This is a genomic window from Streptomyces murinus (assembly GCF_002154555.1).
GTDB lineage: Bacteria > Actinomycetota > Actinomycetes > Streptomycetales > Streptomycetaceae > Streptomyces > Streptomyces murinus.
In genome coordinates this window covers 1-17,978 of record NZ_MUNF01000532.1, presented here as the reverse complement: position 1 = coordinate 17,978, position 17,978 = coordinate 1, and the positions used below count along the sequence as shown (strand labels likewise).

The following is a 17,978-nucleotide window of genomic DNA, read 5'->3' as shown; positions in this document are numbered from 1 at the left end:
GCGCGACGGGGTCGACCCCGTACGGGTCCGGCTGCCCGCGGGCGAGGAGTGGGCCACCGTCGGCGAGCATCTGGTGGCGCGGCTCTCCGGTGCCGGGCCCGGGGTGATCGAGGCGATGTTCGCGGCCGGGCGGATCGTGGGCGCCGACGGGCGGGCGGTCCCTGCGGACGCGCCGTACCGGCCGGGGATGTTCGTGTGGTTCCACCGCGAGCTGCCCGCCGAGGTGTCCGTGCCGTTCCCGCTGGAGGTGGTCTACCGGGACGAGCACATCGTCGTGGCCGACAAGCCGCACTTCCTCGCCACCACCCCGCGCGGGAGCCATGTCACCCAGACCGCCCTCGCCCGGCTGCGGCACGACCTGGGCATCCCGGCGCTCTCGGCCGCCCACCGTCTGGACCGGCTCACCGCCGGCCTGGTGCTGTTCACGGTGCGGCCCGAGGAACGCGGCGCCTACCAGACGCTGTTCGGAGCCCGCCGGGTGGCCAAGGAGTACGAGGCCGTCGCGCCGTACGACGCGGCGCTCGCCCTGCCCCGGACCGTGCGCAGTCGGATCCTGAAGGAGCGCGGGGTGCAGGCCGCCCGGGAGGTCGCGGGCGAGCCCAACGCCGAGACCCGGGTGGAGCTGGCGGAACGGCGGGGCGCCCTCGGCCGCTACCGGCTGCTCCCCCGCACCGGGCAGACCCACCAGCTTCGAGTGCATCTGAACGCGCTCGGCGTACCCATCCTCGGCGACCCGCTCTACCCGCAGGTGCTCCCGCCGGTGCCGGCCGGTGACTTCCGCCGCCCCCTGCAACTGCTCGCACGGAGGCTGGAGTTCATCGATCCGGTCACCGGCGCCGAGCACACCTTCACCAGTGGGCGCACCCTGCTGGCCTGGTCCTCCTACCCCCGCTGGGCGGCGGACTGAACCGGCTCGGTCACTCGCCGCGCCACCAGCGCAGCAGCCGCTGCCAGGGCCCCCGCGCCGGGGCACCGACCGGGACCGGCGGCACCGGCGCGGGCCGGGGCGGCGGTACGGCCGCGGGGAGCGCCGCGCCCTGCGACTCCCGGCGCTGGGCGGGCAGCCGCAGATCGGCGGGCAGACCGGGGCCCGCGTAGGCGCGGGGCGGCATGTCGGCATCCTGCTGCGGCTTGGGTTCGAACCGCACCGGCAGCGACACCAGATGCCGGGAGGCGATGGAGGAGCGCCAGCGCAGATCGTCCTCGGCGCAGGCCAGTTGGACGTCCGGCAGCCGGGTCAGCAGGGCGTCGACACCGACATCGGCGATGGCGCGCCCGATGTCCTGCCCCGGGCACTCGTGCGGGCCGCCGCCGAAGGCGAGGTGGGAGCGGTTGCCCTGCATGCTCGCGGCCAGATCGGGCCGTACCCGCGGGTCGATGTTGCCCGGCGCGGGCGCGAACAGGATCCCGTCGCCCTTGGCGATGCGCTGCCCGCCCAGCTCGGTGTCCTGCTTGGCGTAGTAGCCGAAGACGGTGCTGAAGGGCGGCTCGTCCCACAGGGACTGCTCGATCGCCTCCGGTACGGTCATCTGCCCGCCGTTGAGCCGGGCGCGGAAGCCCGGTTCGGTCAGGACCATGCGCAGCGCGTTGGCGAGCAGGTTGGCGGTGGCCTCGTAGGCGGCGAACAGGACGAGCCGCAGATGTTCACGGACCTCGTCGTCGCTGAGCTTCGCCTCGTGCATGACGAGGTGGCTGGTGAAGTCGTCCTCGGGCCGGGCGCGGCGGCGCAGGGTGAGCCGGTTCAGCGCGTCCATGACGTAGGCATGGCTCTGGATGGCGGTCTCGGTGCCCTTGAGGGCGTCCCGGGCGGCCTGCACCATCCGGTCGTTGTACTCCTCGGGCATGCCGAGGATCTCGCACAGCACCGCCATCGGCAGATGCTCGGCGAACTGGGCGACGAGGTCGGCCCGGCCGCGCTCGCAGAAGCTGTTGACCAGGTGCTGGGTGTGGCCGCCGATGTGCCGGCGGACGCTGCGGTGGTCGATGGTGGCCATGGCGGAGGTGACGGCGTTGCGCAGCCGCAGATGTTCGTCGCCCTCGACATGGGAGCAGATGGGCTGCCAGGCGATGTGCGGCATCAGCGGGTGGTCCTGTTTGACCCGGCCGTCCAGGAGCGGGGCCCAGATGCGGCTGTCGCGGGTGTACTGCGAGGGGCTGCGCACCACCTGGAGGTTCTCGGCGTGCCCGAGCACCACCCACATCGGTACGTCGTCGTGCAGCAGTACGGGGGCGACCGGGCCGTACTGCTCGCGCAGCCGTTCGTAGAGGTCGTCCAGGTCCTCCGCGCCCGCGCCGTAGAGGCGGTGCAGTCCCCCGGGGCCGAGGGCGCCCGCGGGGCAGCCGGGCGGCGGCCCGAACAGGGGGTCGTGGGTGTCGGTGGCCGAGGTGCCGGTCGGCGGCTGGTGTTCAGGCGTCACAGTGATCGCTCCGGAACGGAGAAGGAGTGCGGGTGAAGTCAGGTGAGGGCGCCGGAGAGGGCGAGCGAGTGCAGGAACCGCATCAGGGTGAGCAGCACGTCCTTGCTGGAGGCGCGGCGGCGCACATCACAGTCGATGATCGGGATCTCGGGGGTCAGATCGAGCGCGGTGCGCAGTTCCTCGACGGGGTAACGGGGCGCGTCCGGGAAGGAGTTGACGGCGACCACGAAGGGCACGCCGCGTTCCTCCAGGCGGCCCATGACGTCGAAGCTGACCTCCAGGCGCCGGGTGTCGACGAGTACGACCGCGCCGAGCGCGCCCTCGAACAGGCCGTTCCACAGGAACCAGAAGCGCTCCTGGCCGGGGGTGCCGAACAGGTAGAGCACCAGTTTGTCGGTGATGCTGATCCGGCCGAAGTCCATGGCGACGGTGGTGGCGGTCTTGGACTCGGAGCCGTAGTTGTCGTCGATCCCGATGCCGGCCTGGGTCATGGTCTCCTCGGTGGTCAGCGGTTTGATCTCGCTGACGGAGCCGACCATGGTGGTCTTGCCGACACCGAAGCCGCCCACGATCACGATCTTCACCGCGGCCTGGGCCGTGTGCGGCAACTGGTCCGCGGCGCGCGGCCCGGAGATCGTGTCAGAGCTTTTGAAGTCCATGCATCACCGCTTCGAGGAGGGAACGGTCGGGGGCCGTGCGGCGGGTGGCCGGGGCGCGCGCCTGCACCAGTTCGGCCGTGATCATCTCCGTGATCAGTACGGTCATCGCGCTGAACGGCAGGGCGAGATAGGCGGACAGCTCGGCCAGGGACAGCGGGGCTGCGCACAGGTCGAGCACCGCCGTGTGCTCCGGAGAGGCGCCGGGCGGCGGGGTCCGGCGGGCCACGATCAGCGTCACCAGGTCGAGTTCGGCGCGGCCGCCGTCGGCGGTCCCGGTGACGGCGTAGAGCCGCTCGGGGTTGCGGGGCGGGGGCTGGCCGTCCGGGGTGCCGTGCGCGTGCGGCCCGTCCGCGACGCCGTGCGGGGCCCGGCCGCCCGCCGCGCCGTGCGGGGTACGGCCGTCCGTCGTATCGCCGTACGGGGTACGGCCGTCCGGCGTCTCGGCGTACGGGGGCGGCCGTAACCGCGGTGAGGACGGGGAAGGTGACGGCGGGCTCGGCGGGTTCGGCTGGCGCCGTTGTCGTCGTGGAGGGGTCATACGGTCTGCCCGTCCCGCCGGGGCGGACTGGTGAGGTGGGCGCCGATCCGCACGACGAGGTCGCGCATCATGCCGCTCATCCGCCCCGGTTCGCAGGTGACGTCGGCCAGCACGGCGAGGTAGGCGTTGGCGCCCGCGTTCATCAGATAGAAGTAGCCGCCCTCGATCTCCACGACGACGACCTTCATCTCGCCGGCGCCGGGGATCTCCTGGATGATGGCGCCGGCCAGGCTCTGCACGCCCGCGCAGGCGGCGGCCACCCGGTCGGCGGCGTCGGGATCGCCGCCGTAGCGGGCGATGCGCAGGCCGTCGGAGGAGAGCACCACGATCATCTCGATGCCCGGCACTCCGTCGTTGAGCTGCTTGAGCATCCAGTCGAAGTTGCCTCGCTGCTGGATCACTGGACGGTCCCCTCGTCGTCGGCCTCGGTGGGGGCGGCCGAGTCATCGATCAGGTGCAGGTACTTGGTGGGGTTGAGCGTGAAGTCGGTCAGTTCGGGGGCGGTGGCGCCCTCGGGCATGCCCTTGCGCAGTCCGTCGAAGAAGTCGTCGATCCACATGCCCGGCGGGCGTTCGATGAGCTTCTTGCGCTCGGGGTCCACTTCCGGCTCGGGCTCGGGTTCCTGGCGGGTCTGGGACCAGATGGTGGGGCGGCCCTCACGTTCGGCCCGCTCGATGGCGGCCTCCTCGGCCCAGCGCTGGCTCAGCGGGACCTTCACCCGGCTGCGGCGCTGCGGCAGTCCGCCCGCCGTCCACTCGGTGACCTCGGGGACGTCGTCCTCCATGGAGATCCCGGCGGGGATCTTCGGGCTGGTGGGGCGGCGCTTCTTGGGCCGGCGCTTGGGGCCCTCGACGGCACCGAGTTCGGGCATCGGGATACCGGTCGCGCCGATGCCGTGGGCGACGCCGACACCGGGCTCGGTGGTGGTCATCACGCGCGGCACGATGAGGATCGCGCGCAGCCCGCCGTACGCGGAGGTGCGCAGCGAGACCTCCATGTCGAACTGCTTGCACAGCCGTCCGACGACGGCGAGGCCGAGGCGCGGGTTGTCGCCGAGGTTGTGCGCGTCGTCGCCGTTCTTGGCGTCCTCGATCATCTTCTCGATGCGGATCCGGGACTCCTCGTTGAGGCTGACCCCGGCGTCCTCGATCTCGATGACGATGCCCGTCTGCACCTCCACGGCGGTCACATGCACCTTGGTGGTGGGCGGCGAGTAGCGGGTGGCGTTGTCGAAGAGTTCGGCCGCGGCGTGGATGACCGGCTCGACCGCGGTGCCCTTGATGTTGATGTTGCAGATCGACGCCAGATGGATGCGGTGGTAGTCCAGGATCCGGGACATGGCGCCGCGCAGGGTGCTGTAGAGGGACACCGGCAGGGGCCACTGGCGGCCGGGGCGGCCGCCGCCGAGGACGCCGATGGTGTCGGCGAGCCGGCCGATCAGCGAGCTGCCGTGGTCAAGGCGCAGCAGGTCGTCGAAGACCTCGGGGTTGCGGCCGTGGTCCTCCTCCATCTCCCGCAGTTCCACGGCCTGTTGGTGCACGATGGCCTGGACGCGGCGGGCGATGCTGACGAAGGAGCGCTCGGTGGCGATCCGCATGGTGATCTCGTGGTCGGCGCCGCGCAGCGCGACCCGGGTCATCTCGCGGTAGACATCGGGCAGGACGCGCAGGTCGGGGTCGGCGTCATAGACGTTCGCGAGGACGTCGCGGAGCATCTCGCCGCGCGAGAGCCGGGCGAAGCCCCACGGCAGGATGTCGCCCGCGAAGCGGTGGATCAGCGCCTCGTGCTCGGCGAGCCGCTCCTCCAGACAGGCGGTGTCGTGGGCGTGCGCGGCCTGCTCCTCGCGGAGCAGCCGGCCGCGCCGGGCGGCCTCGGCGCCGGTGACCAGGACGAGCAGCACGGCGAGGGCCCCGCACAGGCCGACGGCGACCCGCGCCGACTGCGGCACCAGGGCGACGGCGACCGCGCCGGCCACGGCCATCACTATGGCGGGCGGCAACAGGACGCGGGCGTAGGGACGTTCCCGGCGACCGGGCGGCTTCGGAACACTCACCATGGATGCCTTCTGGGACGGATCGGCTGGGTGTCGGGAGAGTTTTCAGGGGGAAGATTCATGGCACAGACCGGATCTTCGGCATGTTTGGGAACAGGCGCGCGAATTACCTCAACTTGGTGCGCCGCGGGCGAGCTTAGTCCGACCGGATCATCGCCGTGTCATATTCAGCGACCGCCTGAAATCCCCCCGGCACCAGGAGTACGCTCGACCCCATTTGCACGCTGAGCTTCCGCTCGAACACGTTCGGTCAGGGCGTACAGGCATACGAAAACCGGCTCACCCCGAAGGATGAGCCGGTCGTCGCCGCGATGCCGGTCAGCCCACCGACGAGTAGGCCACCACGCCCCGCAGCAGCTGATCGACGGCCTTGCGCGCGGCCTTGGCCACGGTCGAGCCCTCGCGGGGCGCCGCCGCGGAGATCTGCCCCAGCACATCGATCACCTGCTTGCACCAGCGCACGAAGTCGCCCGCGGGCATCTCCGCCTCACGCAGCACCTCGTCCAGGCCCTTGCCCGACGCCCACATATAGGCGGCCCAGGCGAACCCGAGATCGGGCTCGCGCTGGCCCACGCCCTCGGTCTGGCTGATCCGGAAGTCCTCCTCCAGACCGTCGAGCCGCCCCCAGATCCGCACCATCTCCCCCAGCGCGGCCTTCGCCTTGCCGGAGGGCACCTTGGGCGCCATGGCGTCGTCGCTGAGCCGTGACTCGTACACCAACGCCGAGACGCACGCGGCGAGTTCGGCGGGCGCGAGGCCCTCCCAGACGCCCTCGCGCAGGCATTCGCTGGCCAGCAGGTCCAGTTCGCCGTAGAGCCGGGCGAGCCGCCGCCCGTGCTCGGTGACCTCATTGCCCCGCAGATAGTCCAGCTCGGTCAGCAGCGCCACGATCCGGTCGAAGGTCCGCGCGATGGTGTTCGTACGGCCCTCGATCCTGCGCTCCAGCTGCGAGGTGTCGCGCAGCAGCCGGTGGTAGCGCTCGGCCCAGCGGGCGTGGTCCTCCCGGTCGTCGCACCCATGGCAGGGATGCGCGCGCAGGGCGGTGCGCAGCCGGGCGATCTCCCGGTCGTCGGCGGCCTGGGAGCGCTTCTTGCGGGCCCGCTCCGGCGGGATGTGCCCGGCCTTGGAGCGCAGCGCGGACGCCAGGTCCCGGCGGGACTGCGGAGAGCGCGGGTTGAACGTCTTCGGGATCCGCATCCGGTCCAGCGGCTCCACCGGCACCGGGAAGTCCATCGATGCCAGCCGCTTGACCTGCCGCTCGGCCGTCAGCACCAGCGGGCGCGGCCCGTCCTGGTGATCGAAGCCGCGATGGCCGTTCGAACGGCCGGCCGGCAGACCCGGGTCCAGCACCAGGGCGAGCCCCGCGTACTTGCCGGTGGGCACATGGATGACATCGCCCGGCCTGAGCTTCTCCAGCGCCGTGGCCGCCTCGGCCCGCCGCTGATGGGCGCCCTGCCGGGCCAGCTCCGTCTCCCGGTCCTTCAGCTCGCGCCGCAGCCGCGCGTACTCCTCGAAGTCGCCGAGGTGACAGGTCATGGAGGCCTGGTAACCGGCCAGACCCTCCTCATTGCGCTGCACCTGCCGGGAGATCCCGACCACCGAGCGGTCCGCCTGGAACTGCGCGAACGACGTCTCCAGAAGCTCGCGCGAACGGTGCCGCCCGAACTGCTCGACCAGATTGACCGCCATGTTGTACGACGGCCGGAAGCTGGAACGCAGCGGATACGTACGCGTGCCCGCGAGACCGGCCAGGTGCTCGGGGCTCATGGCGCGCTGCCAGAGCACCACCGCATGGCCCTCGACATCGATGCCGCGCCGGCCCGCACGGCCCGTCAGCTGGGTGTACTCGCCCGGCGTGATGTCGGCGTGCTGCTCGCCGTTCCACTTGACGAGCTTCTCCAGCACCACCGAGCGGGCGGGCATGTTGATGCCGAGCGCGAGGGTCTCGGTCGCGAACACGGCCTTGACCAGGCCGCGCACGAACAGCTCCTCCACGACCTCCTTGAAGGTCGGCAGCATGCCCGCGTGGTGGGCGGCGATGCCCCGCTCCAGACCCTCCAGCCACTCGTAGTACCCGAGGACATGCAGGTCCTCGGGGACGATATGGGCGGTGCGCTCCTCGACCAGGGCCCGGACCTGCTCCCGCGCCTCCTCGTCGTTCAGCCGGAGCCCCGCGTACAGGCACTGCTGTACGGCGGCCTCGCAGCCGGCGCGGCTGAAGATGAAGGTGATGGCCGGCAGCAGGCCCTCGGCGTCCAGGCGCTCGATGACCTCGGGCCGGCCCGGCGTCCACACCCGCGAACGCTGGCGACGCTCGCGCTCCCGGTCGGCCTCCCGCATCGACCGTCCCCGGCGGCGGTCCTGGTACGACGGCCTGGACGCCTCCATGCGCGCCAGGCGCGTCAGGTCGGGGTTGACGGCCTTCTTGTGGCCCTCGCCCTCCTCGAACAGGTCGTACATCCGCCGCCCGGCCAGCACATGCTGGAACAGCGGCACGGGCCGGTGCTCGGAGACGATCACCTCGGTGTCGCCGCGGACGGTGTCCAGCCAGTCGCCGAACTCCTCCGCGTTCGACACGGTCGCGGACAGCGAGACCAGGGTCACGGAGGCGGGCAGATGGATGATCACCTCCTCCCAGACGGCGCCGCGGAAGCGGTCGGAGAGATAGTGCACCTCGTCCATGACCACATGGCCGAGGCCCAGCAGGGTCTGGGAGCCCGCGTACAGCATGTTCCTGAGCACCTCGGTGGTCATCACGACCACCGGCGCCTCGGAGTTCACGCTGTTGTCGCCGGTGAGCAGGCCCACCTTGTCCGCGCCGTAGCGGCGGCACAGGTCGGCGTACTTCTGGTTCGACAGCGCCTTGATGGGTGTCGTGTAGAAGCACTTCTTGCCCTGGAGCAGGGCGAGGTGGACGGCGAACTCGCCCACGATCGTCTTGCCCGAGCCGGTGGGGGCGGCGACCAGCACACCCTTGCCGGCTTCGAGTGCCTGGCAGGCCTCGATCTGGAAGGGGTCGAGGCCGAAGTCGTACATCTCGCGGAAGGACGCGAGCGCGGTGGCCTGCTCGGCTGCCCTCTTGCGGGACGCCGCGTACCGCTCGGCCGGTGAGAGATCCTCTGTCATCGTGCTTTCGAGCGTACCGGGCCCCACCGACAACAGGACGATCATTATCCCGAACGTGCGCTGAGCAGAGAAATGCCCCCGGCCCGGGAGAACCCGGGCCGGGGGCGGTACACCTCGTCCGCTCTGTGGGTCAGGTCACATCGTCGTAGCCGTTGACGTGGTCCTTGCCCGGCAGCTCGGGGGCGGAGCCCGCGCTCACGGACTCCACCTCGCCGACCGCCTCGGGCGTGAGGTCCAGCTCCGAGGCCTCGTCGTCCGACAGTCCGTCGTCCGCGCGGCGGGCCCGGCGCCGGTCGTTGATCAGCGAGAAGGCCACCGCGATGAAGAACAGCGCCCAGATCGGCGCCGCCAGCGCCAGCATCGACATCGGGTCCGCGCCGGGCGTGGCCACCGCCGCGAAGGCGGCGATACCGACGACCATGGCACGCCACCAGCCGAGCATGCGCTTCCCGGACAGGATGCCCGTCAGGTTGAGCATGACCAGCAGCAGCGGCATCTCGAAGGCGAGACCGAAGACCACCACCATGCGCGTGACCAGGTCGAGCAGCTTGTCCAGCGACAGCAGGTTCTCCACCCCGGACGGGGTGAGGTCGATCATGACCTTCGCCGTGATGGGCAGCACGTGGTACGCGAGGAAGCCGCCGCTGAGGAACAGCGGCACGCCGAAGCCGACGAACGCGTACGCGTACTTCTTCTCGTGGCGGTGCAGACCGGGCGCGACGAACGCCCACAGCTGGTAGAGCCAGACCGGGGAGGCCAGCACCACACCGGCGGTCAGCGACGCCTTCAGCGCCAGCGTGAACGGGCCCAGCAGGTCACCGATGGTGATGTGCGCGCAGTGGGTGTCCTTGCTGGCCTTCGACAGCTCACCGAAGGACTGGTGGCAGCCCACCGAACGCAGCAGCGGCGCGGTGATGAAGTCGATGATGTCCTTGTAGAAGAAGGCGGAGACGATCGTGACGACGACGATCGCCAGGACACCCTTGGTGAGCCGATTGCGCAGCTCACGCAAGTGATCCCCGAGCGGCATGCGCCCCTCGGGGTCCCTCTCCGTGCGGGCGGACTTGGGCAACCCACATCCTCATCTCGTGCAGCGGACCGGGACCCCCGGTCCTCGCGTCAGCGCTGGGTGGAGTCGGTCGGCTCGTTGACCGGGCGGGAGCTGGTCACATCGCCGGGCGCGGCCTGAATCGTGCGCTGCGCGGGAGCCGGCTCCTCGGCGGACTGGGCCGCGGTGGCGTTCTGCTTGCCGCCGTCGTCCTTCATCGCCTTGGCCTCGCTCTTCAGGATGCGAGCGGACTTGCCGAGGGAACGAGCCATGTCCGGGAGCTTCTTGGAACCGAACACGAGGACGATGACCAGCACCAGAAGCACCAGGTGCCACGGCTCAAGTGCGTTGCGGAACATAAGTCTTCACCTTCTCACTGAGGCGGGGCGACGGCTTGTCCGACTGATCGGACAGGTGTCCGACCATCGTGCCGGCAGCGATCGTATCGCCCGGGGGTGAACGTGGGACACACCCCGTGCGTACTCCAGCTCTGCGGACCGCGCCTCGATCTCCGGGCCGCGACCAGCAGCGTACCTGGCCGGAGCGGCAGGGTGACAGGGCGAAGTGACCCAAAGCGCATCACAAGACGACATCACAGGGCGTCCACCGCCCGAACCGCGCTCACCGCCGACCGTTCCAGGTCCTCGGCCGCCCGGTTGATGCGCTGCGCGGAGTCCGCGACCTGTCGCCCGAGGCGCCGCGCCTCCACGAACACCCGGACGGCGAGGACTCCCAGGACGGCGAGGCCCAGGAACCCCATGGCTACCGCGAACATCGGCCAGAACATGACGCCGAGCCTAGACCGTCCGGCGGCCCGCCCCGCACCCGGCCGCACCAGGGGCGGCGGCCGGCTACACCGCCGAGTGGAGCCGCAGGGTCCGCACCCCGCCGTCCGTGAGCAGTTCCACGATGCGCTCCCCGGCCGGCTTGCGGACCGCGGCACCGCAGTCGGGGCAGGTGAAGGAGTAGAACGTGGTCCGGTCGCTGGCGCCGATGGCCAGGCGCAGCTCGCTCGCGGACAGCTCGAAGCGGCCCCGGCAGTCCGGGCAGCCGGCCCTGAACACCACGGGGGCCACGCCCCGCATCCCCGCGAACGCGGTCGCCACCGTCATCCCGCTCGCCTCGGACACCTCGGACACCGCGGACTCGTTCACAGCCGCCACTCCTCTTCCGCCGGCCGGACCACCGGCCGGGCCGCCGACCGATCCATCAGCCGAACCACAGACCGGTCCGCCGCCCGGCCCGGGGGCCGATCCGCCACTCGCCCGCCTGCCGGTCGCCCCGGACGCCCCGGACGCGCACGGCGGGCACGCCCTAAGGAGCGGGCGGGACCCGCCACCCGGCGGCTCATCCGCGCGCCCCGGCGGCTTCCGGCGCCGGTCCGCGCGGGACGTCGTACGCCGCCAGCGCCTCGGCGGCCGCACGGCGGGCGCTGTCGGCCAGCTCGGGCGGGGAGACGATCCGGCCGTCGCGGCCCAGGCGCAGCGCCAGGCGGCGCAGGGAGGCCGGCTCGGGGGTGCGCAGGGTGATGCGCAGCCCGCCGTCGGAGAGCTCCTCGGCGCTGTCGTGCGGGTAGTACTCGGCGACCCAGCGGCCACCGGGCCCGACCTCGACGACCACCTCGGGATCCTCCGCGGCCGGCTGGACCAGCGCCTCGGACAGATCGCGCAGCTCCACCTCGGGCGGCGCGGACGGCTCGTCCAGGATGCGGATCTCGGCGACCCGGTCGAGCCGGAAGGTACGCCGGGCCTCGGAGCGGCGGCACCACGCCTCGACATAGGTGTGGCCGACGCTGACCAGGCGGATCGGGTCGATCTCCCGCTCGGTGACCTCGTCGCGGGCCGGGGAGTAGTACCGGATCCACAGCCGGCGGCGCTCGGAGATGGCGCGGTCCACGTCCGCGAAGACCCCGCCCTCCGACTCGAAGGTCACCGACAGCCGGGAACTGGCACCCGCTGCCTCGCCGGCCGCGGTCTCCACCTTGGCGGTGGCCCGCAGCAGCGCCTGCCGGTCGCCCTCGCGCAGCCCCGGCAGGGTGGCGACGGCGCGCGCGGCCACCAGCAACGCGGTGGCCTCGTCGGCGGCCAGCCGCAGCGGCTCCGCGGCCTCCTCACCGAGCGCCGCCGGGTTGTGCCACCAGATGCGCTCGCCGTCGGTGTCGATGTCCAGCAGATCGCCGCCGCGGAAACTGGTCCCGCACATCGGCAGCAGATCGAGATCGGCGACCAGCTCGTCCTCGGTGATCCCGAAGGCACGGGCCACATCCGCGATCCGGGCGCCGGGCCGCTCCCGCAGATACGTCACCAGGGAGAGCATCCGCCGGGTCTGGTCGATGGCGTTGACGGCCCTGGCCGGTTTGCCTGCCACAGTCCTGCTCCCCCTCAGCCCTTGGCCACGGCACGCAGCCGGTCCACCACATCGGCCCGCAGCTCGGCCGGCTCCACGACCACCACATCGGGCCCGAACTCCACCAGCCAGGCATCCAGACCATGGCCGTACGGAATCTCCAACTCGTCCCAGCCGTCCCCGAGTTCCCGCACCTTCGCGGCCTTCGCCCGCAGCGGGTACCCGGCGCCGGACCGCAGCCGGATCAGCGCCGAACGATCGGCCGTCTCACCGGCCCAGCCCGCCACGGTCTCCCGGACGGTCACCACATCGGGCACGGGCGCGGTGAAGCCCGTACCCCGCGAGCGGACCCTGCCGGTGATCCGGGACAGCCGGAAGACGCGCTCGGCGCCCCGGTCCCGGTCGAAGCCGGCCAGATACCAGTGGCCCCGCCAGCACTCCAGCGCCCACGGCTCGACATGCCGGGGCTCGGGGTGGGCGGCGGAGGCCTTGCGGTAGTCGAACAGGACCGGGCGGCGGTCGCGGCAGGCCAGCATCAGCGGCTCGAAGGCGGCCTCGTGCACCGGGATGCGCGGCTCCAGCGCGGCATGCCCCTCGTACGGGTCGACCTCCTCGGGCAGCCCGGCGGCGCGCAGCTTCTGGAGGGCGCCGCTGGCGGCACCGGCGAGCCGGGCCTGCTGCCAGACCTTGGCGGCCAGACCGAGGGCGGCGGCCTCCTCGGCGTCCAGCGTGATGGGCGGCAGCCGGTTGCTGTCACGGCGGGCGAGATAGCCGACCTCGCCGTCGAGGTTCTCGACGGTCTCGATCACCAGGCCAAGCTCGCGCAGATCGTCCTTGTCGCGCTCGAACATCCGGTTGAAGGAGTCGTCGCTGCCGCTGCCGCCCTTCTCCGGCCTCGCGGCCTCGACGTATGCCTCGATGGAGTCACGCAGCTCGCGCTTGCTGAGCGGCCGCCGTGCGCCGAGCAGACACAGCGCGAGGTTCATCAGCCGCTCGGCCTTGGCAATGGCCATCGACGCCCTTCGCCTTCTGTTTTGTGCTTCCGACCGTCGACCGTACCGCTCCCGGGCGCGGGGACAAAAGCCGAGGGCCCATGCCCGGACAGGCATGGGCCCCAGACGGTCGGATCCGGTCGGAAACGGCCGATGGCTCGGGTACGGCTCAGACCGCGAGCAGGTCCACCACGAAGATCAGCGTCTCGCCCGGCTTGATCGCCGGGGTCGGGCTCTGGTCGCCGTAGGCGAGGTGGGCCGGAATGGTCAGCCGGCGACGGCCGCCGACCTTCATGCCCTGCACACCACGGTCCCAGCCCGCGATGACACGGCCGCCACCCAGCGGGAAGCGGAACGGGGTGCCACGGTTCCAGCTGGCGTCGAACTCCTCACCGGTGCTGAAGGCGACACCGACGTAGTGCACGGTCACGTTCTGACCCGCTTCGGCGACCGGCCCCTCGCCCTCCCAGATGTCCTTGATCTCAAGGTCCTTCGGGGCCTCGCCCTCGGGGAAGTCGATCTCGGGCTTCTCGATGTTCACGTCAAAAGCTCCTGCGTAGGTACGACACGAAACACGGACAGTCTTTCATCCCCGCACCCCCACCGCCCTACACGGACACCCCCTACATCGCGGCCAGGATGTCCACCGTGAACACCAGCGTCGCCCCCTTGCCCACCGGGCTGCCGCTCGGCGGATTGTCGCCGTACCCCAGCTGCGGCGGCACCACCACCAGCACCCGGCTGCCCACCTTCTTGCCGACCAGCCCCTGGGCCAGACCCTTGACCGTCTCCTGCATCTGCGGCAGCGAGAACTGGCTCAACCGCCCCGAACCGTACGTCCGCTGGAACGTCTTGCCGCCCTCCCACACCAGCCCCTGGAACTGGCACAGCACCGTCTGATCCGCCTTCAGCTCCGGACCGTCACCCTCCAGCACATACGTGGACACCAGCTTGTCCGGCGCGTCCGTGTGCGGGACCTTCACCACCGGAACCGTGCCATTGGTGACCGTGGCGACCTTCGGCAGCGCCGGATCGTTCTGCGGAACCGCCCTGCCGGCCGCCGAACTCTTCGAGTTGAACGAATCGATCACATCGACGACGAACACCAGCGTGTCCGTCCCCTTGATCCCCGCCTGCGGATTGCCCGCCTTGCCGTAACCCCAGGTCGGCGGCACCGCGATCTCCACCCGGCTGCCCGTCTTCTTCCCGACCAGACCGTACCGCCAGCCGTCGATCAGACTGCCCTGCGCCAACTGCATCACCAGCGGCGCATGCCGGTCGTACGAATTGTCGAACACCTTGCCGGTGTCCCAGATCTGACCCAGATAGTTCGCCTGGATGAAGTCGTTCTCCGCGACCGTACGGCCCGTCCCCGGGATCGCCGTCCGCACCGCCAGATTCTTCGACGGCGCACCCGTGCCCTTCGCCACCGTCGGCTTCTCACCGAACCGCGTCCCCGCCGTGATCGCCGGCAGCGGACCGTCCACGATCTTGGGCGGCGGCGCGCTCGGCGCCGAGGGCGACGGAGACGCACCGGCCTGACTCGAACCGGACTTGCCGCCACACCCGGCGAGCGTGACCAGTCCAGCGGGAACGGTGGCGAGAAGAAGCGAACGTCGGCGCACGGAAGAGCCTCGTAATCGGTCGGTCTTGCGGATGACGTGCGCGCAACTCTACGACCGACACGGGCGCCGCACACGAAACGCACGACGCGCGTGTGGCGTTGCGGCACACCACCACCGCAACGCCACACCCACCACAACCAGCCCGATCGCTACATTCCGGCGATCAGCTTCTCCACCCGGTCGTCCACCGAGCGGAACGGGTCCTTGCACAACACGGTGCGCTGCGCCTGGTCGTTGAGCTTCAGATGCACCCAGTCCACCGTGAAGTCCCGGCGCTGCTCCTGCGCCCGCCGGATGAAGTCACCGCGCAGCCGCGCCCGAGTCGTCTGCGGCGGAACCGACTTGCCCTCGAAGATCCGCACGTCATTGCAGATCCGCGCCGCCTGACCCTTCTTCTCCAGCAGGTAGTACAACCCGCGCCGACGGTGGATGTCGTGATACGCGAGGTCTATCTGCGCGACCCGCGGATGCGACATCGTCATGTTGTGCTTGGCCCGGTACCGCTCGATGAGCTTGTACTTCATCACCCAGTCGATCTCGGTCTCGATCCGGTCCAGCTCCTCCGACTCGATCGCGTCCAGAGTGCGGCCCCACAGCTCCAGGACCCGCTCGACCGTGCCCGTACGGATCCCGCGGCGGTCGCAGAAGTCCACCGCCTTGTCGAAGTACTCGCGCTGCACCTCCAGCGCCGACGCCTCCCGGCCACTGGCCAGACGCACCTTGCGCCGCCCCGTGATGTCATGACTGACCTCGCGGATCGCCCGGATCGGGTTCTCCAGGGTCAGATCCCGCATCACCGTGCCCGCCTCGATCATCCGCAGCACCAGGTCGGTCGCCCCGACCTTGAGCAGCATCGTCGTCTCCGACATGTTCGAGTCGCCCACGATGACATGCAGCCGGCGGTAGCGCTCCGCGTCCGCATGCGGCTCGTCACGGGTGTTGATGATCGGCCGGGAACGCGTCGTGGCCGACGACACGCCCTCCCAGATGTGCTCGGCACGCTGACTCACGCAGTACACGGCACCCCGCGGAGTCTGGAGCACCTTGCCCGCGCCACACAGCAACTGCCGCGTGACCAGGAACGGGATCAGAATGTCCGCGAGCCGGGAGAACTCGCCGTGCCGCGCCACCAGATAGTTCTCATGGCAGCCGTACGAGTTTCCCGCCGAATCGGTGTTGTTCTTGAACAGGTAGACGTCGCCCGCGATTCCCTCCTCGTGCAGGCGTCGTTCCGCGTCCACCAGGAGTCCCTCGAGAATGCGCTCGCCGGCCTTGTCGTGGGTGACCAGTTCGATCACATTGTCACACTCGGGTGTCGCGTATTCCGGATGTGAGCCCACGTCGAGATACAGCCGGGCGCCGTTCCGCAGAAAGACATTGCTGCTGCGGCCCCATGACACGACACGGCGGAAGAGGTACCGCGCCACCTCGTCAGGCGACAGGCGGCGCTGTCCCCTGAACGTGCACGTGACGCCGTACTCGTTCTCCAGCCCGAAAATGCGGCGGTCCATGAGGGAACATTACGCCCGATCCGTTGAGCTGAAACGGGGTTCGACAGCACGATTTGGATCATTTTCCGATGAAGCCGCAACCACCGCCCCCCGCACAGGAGCTGCGAGGACCCGCCCCGTCGCCAGCAACACCAGCAACGACACCACCCCGGCGGCACCCGGCACCGCGAAACCCCACACCGTGCCACCGGCCTGGACCACCGGCCCCGCAAGGCCCGTACCCACCGACGCGCCCACCGTGAACGTCGTCACCAGCCACGAGAAAGCCTCCGTGACCGTCCCCCGCGGCGCATGTCGGTCCACCAGGATGAACGCACACGCGATGCACGGCGCCAGGAACACCCCCGACACCACCGACAGCAACACCATCGCCACCGCACCCGGCATCAGCATCAACGGCAGATAACACACCGCCAGAAGCGCCACCAGCACCCGCAGTCGCCGCTCCGGCGCCCCCGCCCACTGCCGCGCCCCGTACACCGAACCACCCACCAGCGCGCCCAGCCCCAGCCCCGCCATCAACCAGCCGTACACCGCGTCCCCGCCATGACCGTCCGCGTACGACACCGACGCCACCGTGATCGAACCCAGCGCCATCCCCACGAACAGGAACGCCCCCAGCAGCACCAGCAGCCCCGGCGAACGCAACGCACCCAGCCAGTGCGCCTCCCGCGGCGCCGACCGCCACGCCCGCGACGGCGGCGACACCACCACCGACAACGCGCCCAGCACCCCCAGCACATTCAGCACCAGCAGCGCCGCCCGCGCGTCCCACACCGCCGCGCACACCGTCACCAGCAGCGGCCCCACCGTGAACATGACCTCCTGCGCCACCGCGTCCATCGCATACGCCGAATGCACCTGCTCCTCACCCCGCAGCACCGACGGCCACAACGCCCGCAGCCCGCCCTCCAGCGGCGGCGCGCACAGCCCCGAGGCCGCCACCGCCGCATACGCCAACGGCAGCGGATCGGTGCCCGCGAACGCGAACACCGTCATCGACAGCGCCGCCAGCACCGCCGCGGGCAACTGCACCCGCGGCTGCCCGTACAGATCCACCAGCCGGCCCAGCACCGGCTGCCCCACCGCGTTCGCGACGCCGTACACCGCCGCCAGCGCGCCCGCCAGGCTGTACGTACCGCCCGACGCCCGCACGAACAGCACCAGGGCGATCGCCGCCGTCGCATTGGGCAACCGGCCCACCAACGTGCCCGTCAGCAGCCGCAGCGCATGCCGCGCCCGGAGTATCTCCAGATAACCCGTGGCCATGTCGCGGCGCCTCCCGTGGCTCGCACCGGGCGCCTCGACGCCCCAAGTGTTACGTATAACTTCCACTCTCATACGTACCATGTGCGCTGTTCAGGCGTCCAGGCGAAGGAGCAGGCCCACCCGTGGCACGCAGCAGCACGCGACCCACCAGCCGCGACGTGGCCCACGCGGCCGGCGTCTCCCAGGCCGCCGTCTCCCTCGTCCTCGGCGACAAATGGCGCGGCCGCGTCTCCGAGGCCACCGCCGAACGCGTCCGCGAGGCCGCCCGCGCCCTCGACTACCGGCCCAACCTCGCCGCCCGCAACCTCCGCCTCGGCCGCACCCGCACCGTCCTGCTCGTCGTGCCCGCCCTCACCACCGAGTTCTTCGCCGGCGTCTACACCGGCGCCGCCCG

Annotated in this window: 19 protein-coding genes; 2 read left to right on the top strand and 17 right to left on the bottom strand. The window is 70.9% G+C overall.

Features of this window, described 5'->3' with window-relative positions:
- Nucleotides 1–907 (top strand): RluA family pseudouridine synthase (locus CCN72_RS29010; RefSeq protein ID WP_208638129.1); only part of this gene is annotated, 907 nt, incomplete at its 5' end.
- A gap of 10 nt (nucleotides 908–917) precedes the next feature.
- Here the strand turns inward: CCN72_RS29010 and CCN72_RS29005 are convergent.
- From CCN72_RS29005 to CCN72_RS28930, 17 genes are all read right to left on the bottom strand, one after another.
- On the bottom strand, nucleotides 918–2,417 hold the full coding sequence (locus CCN72_RS29005; RefSeq protein WP_086810894.1) for a cytochrome P450: 1,500 nt from the start codon (nucleotides 2,415–2,417) through the stop codon (nucleotides 918–920).
- Nucleotides 2,418–2,455: 38 nt separating this feature from the next.
- The gene (locus CCN72_RS29000) at nucleotides 2,456–3,076 is read right to left on the bottom strand and encodes a GTP-binding protein (RefSeq protein WP_086810892.1); all 621 of its coding nucleotides are present in this window, start codon (nucleotides 3,074–3,076) and stop codon (nucleotides 2,456–2,458) included.
- The gene (locus CCN72_RS41745; protein WP_086810889.1) at nucleotides 3,057–3,614 is read right to left on the bottom strand and encodes a DUF742 domain-containing protein; all 558 of its coding nucleotides are present in this window, start codon (nucleotides 3,612–3,614) and stop codon (nucleotides 3,057–3,059) included. The genes CCN72_RS29000 and CCN72_RS41745 overlap by 20 nt, the downstream gene beginning before the upstream one ends.
- On the bottom strand, nucleotides 3,611–4,015 hold the full coding sequence (locus CCN72_RS28990) for a roadblock/LC7 domain-containing protein (RefSeq protein WP_037651243.1): 405 nt from the start codon (nucleotides 4,013–4,015) through the stop codon (nucleotides 3,611–3,613). The genes CCN72_RS41745 and CCN72_RS28990 overlap by 4 nt, the downstream gene beginning before the upstream one ends.
- A complete protein-coding gene (locus CCN72_RS28985) occupies nucleotides 4,012–5,670 on the bottom strand; it encodes an ATP-binding protein (RefSeq protein WP_232986902.1) in 1,659 nt (552 codons plus the stop codon). The genes CCN72_RS28990 and CCN72_RS28985 overlap by 4 nt, the downstream gene beginning before the upstream one ends.
- A gap of 315 nt (nucleotides 5,671–5,985) precedes the next feature.
- On the bottom strand, nucleotides 5,986–8,838 hold the full coding sequence (locus CCN72_RS28980; protein WP_086810887.1) for a DEAD/DEAH box helicase: 2,853 nt from the start codon (nucleotides 8,836–8,838) through the stop codon (nucleotides 5,986–5,988).
- A gap of 85 nt (nucleotides 8,839–8,923) precedes the next feature.
- Nucleotides 8,924–9,865 carry a twin-arginine translocase subunit TatC gene (gene tatC, locus CCN72_RS28975; RefSeq protein ID WP_208638128.1) on the bottom strand — a complete coding sequence of 314 codons (942 nt, stop codon included), beginning with the start codon at nucleotides 9,863–9,865 and terminating at the stop codon, nucleotides 8,924–8,926.
- Between the two features lie 47 nt (nucleotides 9,866–9,912).
- On the bottom strand, nucleotides 9,913–10,200 hold the full coding sequence (gene tatA, locus CCN72_RS28970) for a Sec-independent protein translocase subunit TatA (protein WP_086810885.1): 288 nt from the start codon (nucleotides 10,198–10,200) through the stop codon (nucleotides 9,913–9,915).
- Nucleotides 10,201–10,433: 233 nt separating this feature from the next.
- Nucleotides 10,434–10,628, bottom strand: coding sequence for a hypothetical protein (locus CCN72_RS28965; RefSeq protein ID WP_085562433.1), 195 nt, complete (start codon nucleotides 10,626–10,628; stop codon nucleotides 10,434–10,436).
- A gap of 64 nt (nucleotides 10,629–10,692) precedes the next feature.
- Nucleotides 10,693–10,995, bottom strand: a complete 303-nt coding sequence (locus tag CCN72_RS28960) for a CpXC domain-containing protein (protein ID WP_172427345.1) — start codon at nucleotides 10,993–10,995, stop codon at nucleotides 10,693–10,695.
- 55 nt (nucleotides 10,996–11,050) lie between these two features.
- Complete coding sequence (locus tag CCN72_RS41450) at nucleotides 11,051–11,152, bottom strand: L-histidine N(alpha)-methyltransferase (RefSeq protein WP_143664233.1); 102 nt, start codon at nucleotides 11,150–11,152, stop codon at nucleotides 11,051–11,053.
- A gap of 36 nt (nucleotides 11,153–11,188) precedes the next feature.
- A complete protein-coding gene (locus CCN72_RS28955) occupies nucleotides 11,189–12,208 on the bottom strand; it encodes a helix-turn-helix transcriptional regulator (protein ID WP_086810883.1) in 1,020 nt (339 codons plus the stop codon).
- A 14-nt stretch (nucleotides 12,209–12,222) separates the two neighbouring features.
- Nucleotides 12,223–13,200: a helix-turn-helix transcriptional regulator gene (locus tag CCN72_RS28950; RefSeq protein ID WP_037651254.1), complete on the bottom strand. Its 978-nt coding sequence runs from the start codon at nucleotides 13,198–13,200 to the stop codon at nucleotides 12,223–12,225.
- Nucleotides 13,201–13,348: 148 nt separating this feature from the next.
- Nucleotides 13,349–13,720: an FKBP-type peptidyl-prolyl cis-trans isomerase gene (locus CCN72_RS28945; RefSeq protein WP_085562431.1), complete on the bottom strand. Its 372-nt coding sequence runs from the start codon at nucleotides 13,718–13,720 to the stop codon at nucleotides 13,349–13,351.
- 82 nt (nucleotides 13,721–13,802) lie between these two features.
- Nucleotides 13,803–14,804: an FKBP-type peptidyl-prolyl cis-trans isomerase gene (locus CCN72_RS28940; RefSeq protein ID WP_085562430.1), complete on the bottom strand. Its 1,002-nt coding sequence runs from the start codon at nucleotides 14,802–14,804 to the stop codon at nucleotides 13,803–13,805.
- Nucleotides 14,805–14,953: 149 nt separating this feature from the next.
- A complete protein-coding gene (pafA, locus tag CCN72_RS28935; RefSeq protein WP_085562429.1) occupies nucleotides 14,954–16,315 on the bottom strand; it encodes a Pup--protein ligase in 1,362 nt (453 codons plus the stop codon).
- 9 nt (nucleotides 16,316–16,324) lie between these two features.
- Nucleotides 16,325–17,584, bottom strand: coding sequence for an MFS transporter (locus tag CCN72_RS28930; protein WP_086810882.1), 1,260 nt, complete (start codon nucleotides 17,582–17,584; stop codon nucleotides 16,325–16,327).
- 122 nt (nucleotides 17,585–17,706) lie between these two features.
- Between CCN72_RS28930 and CCN72_RS28925 the strand changes: the two genes are divergently transcribed.
- Nucleotides 17,707–17,978: LacI family DNA-binding transcriptional regulator (locus CCN72_RS28925; RefSeq protein WP_143664232.1), on the top strand; the 272-nt coding region annotated here is incomplete at its 3' end.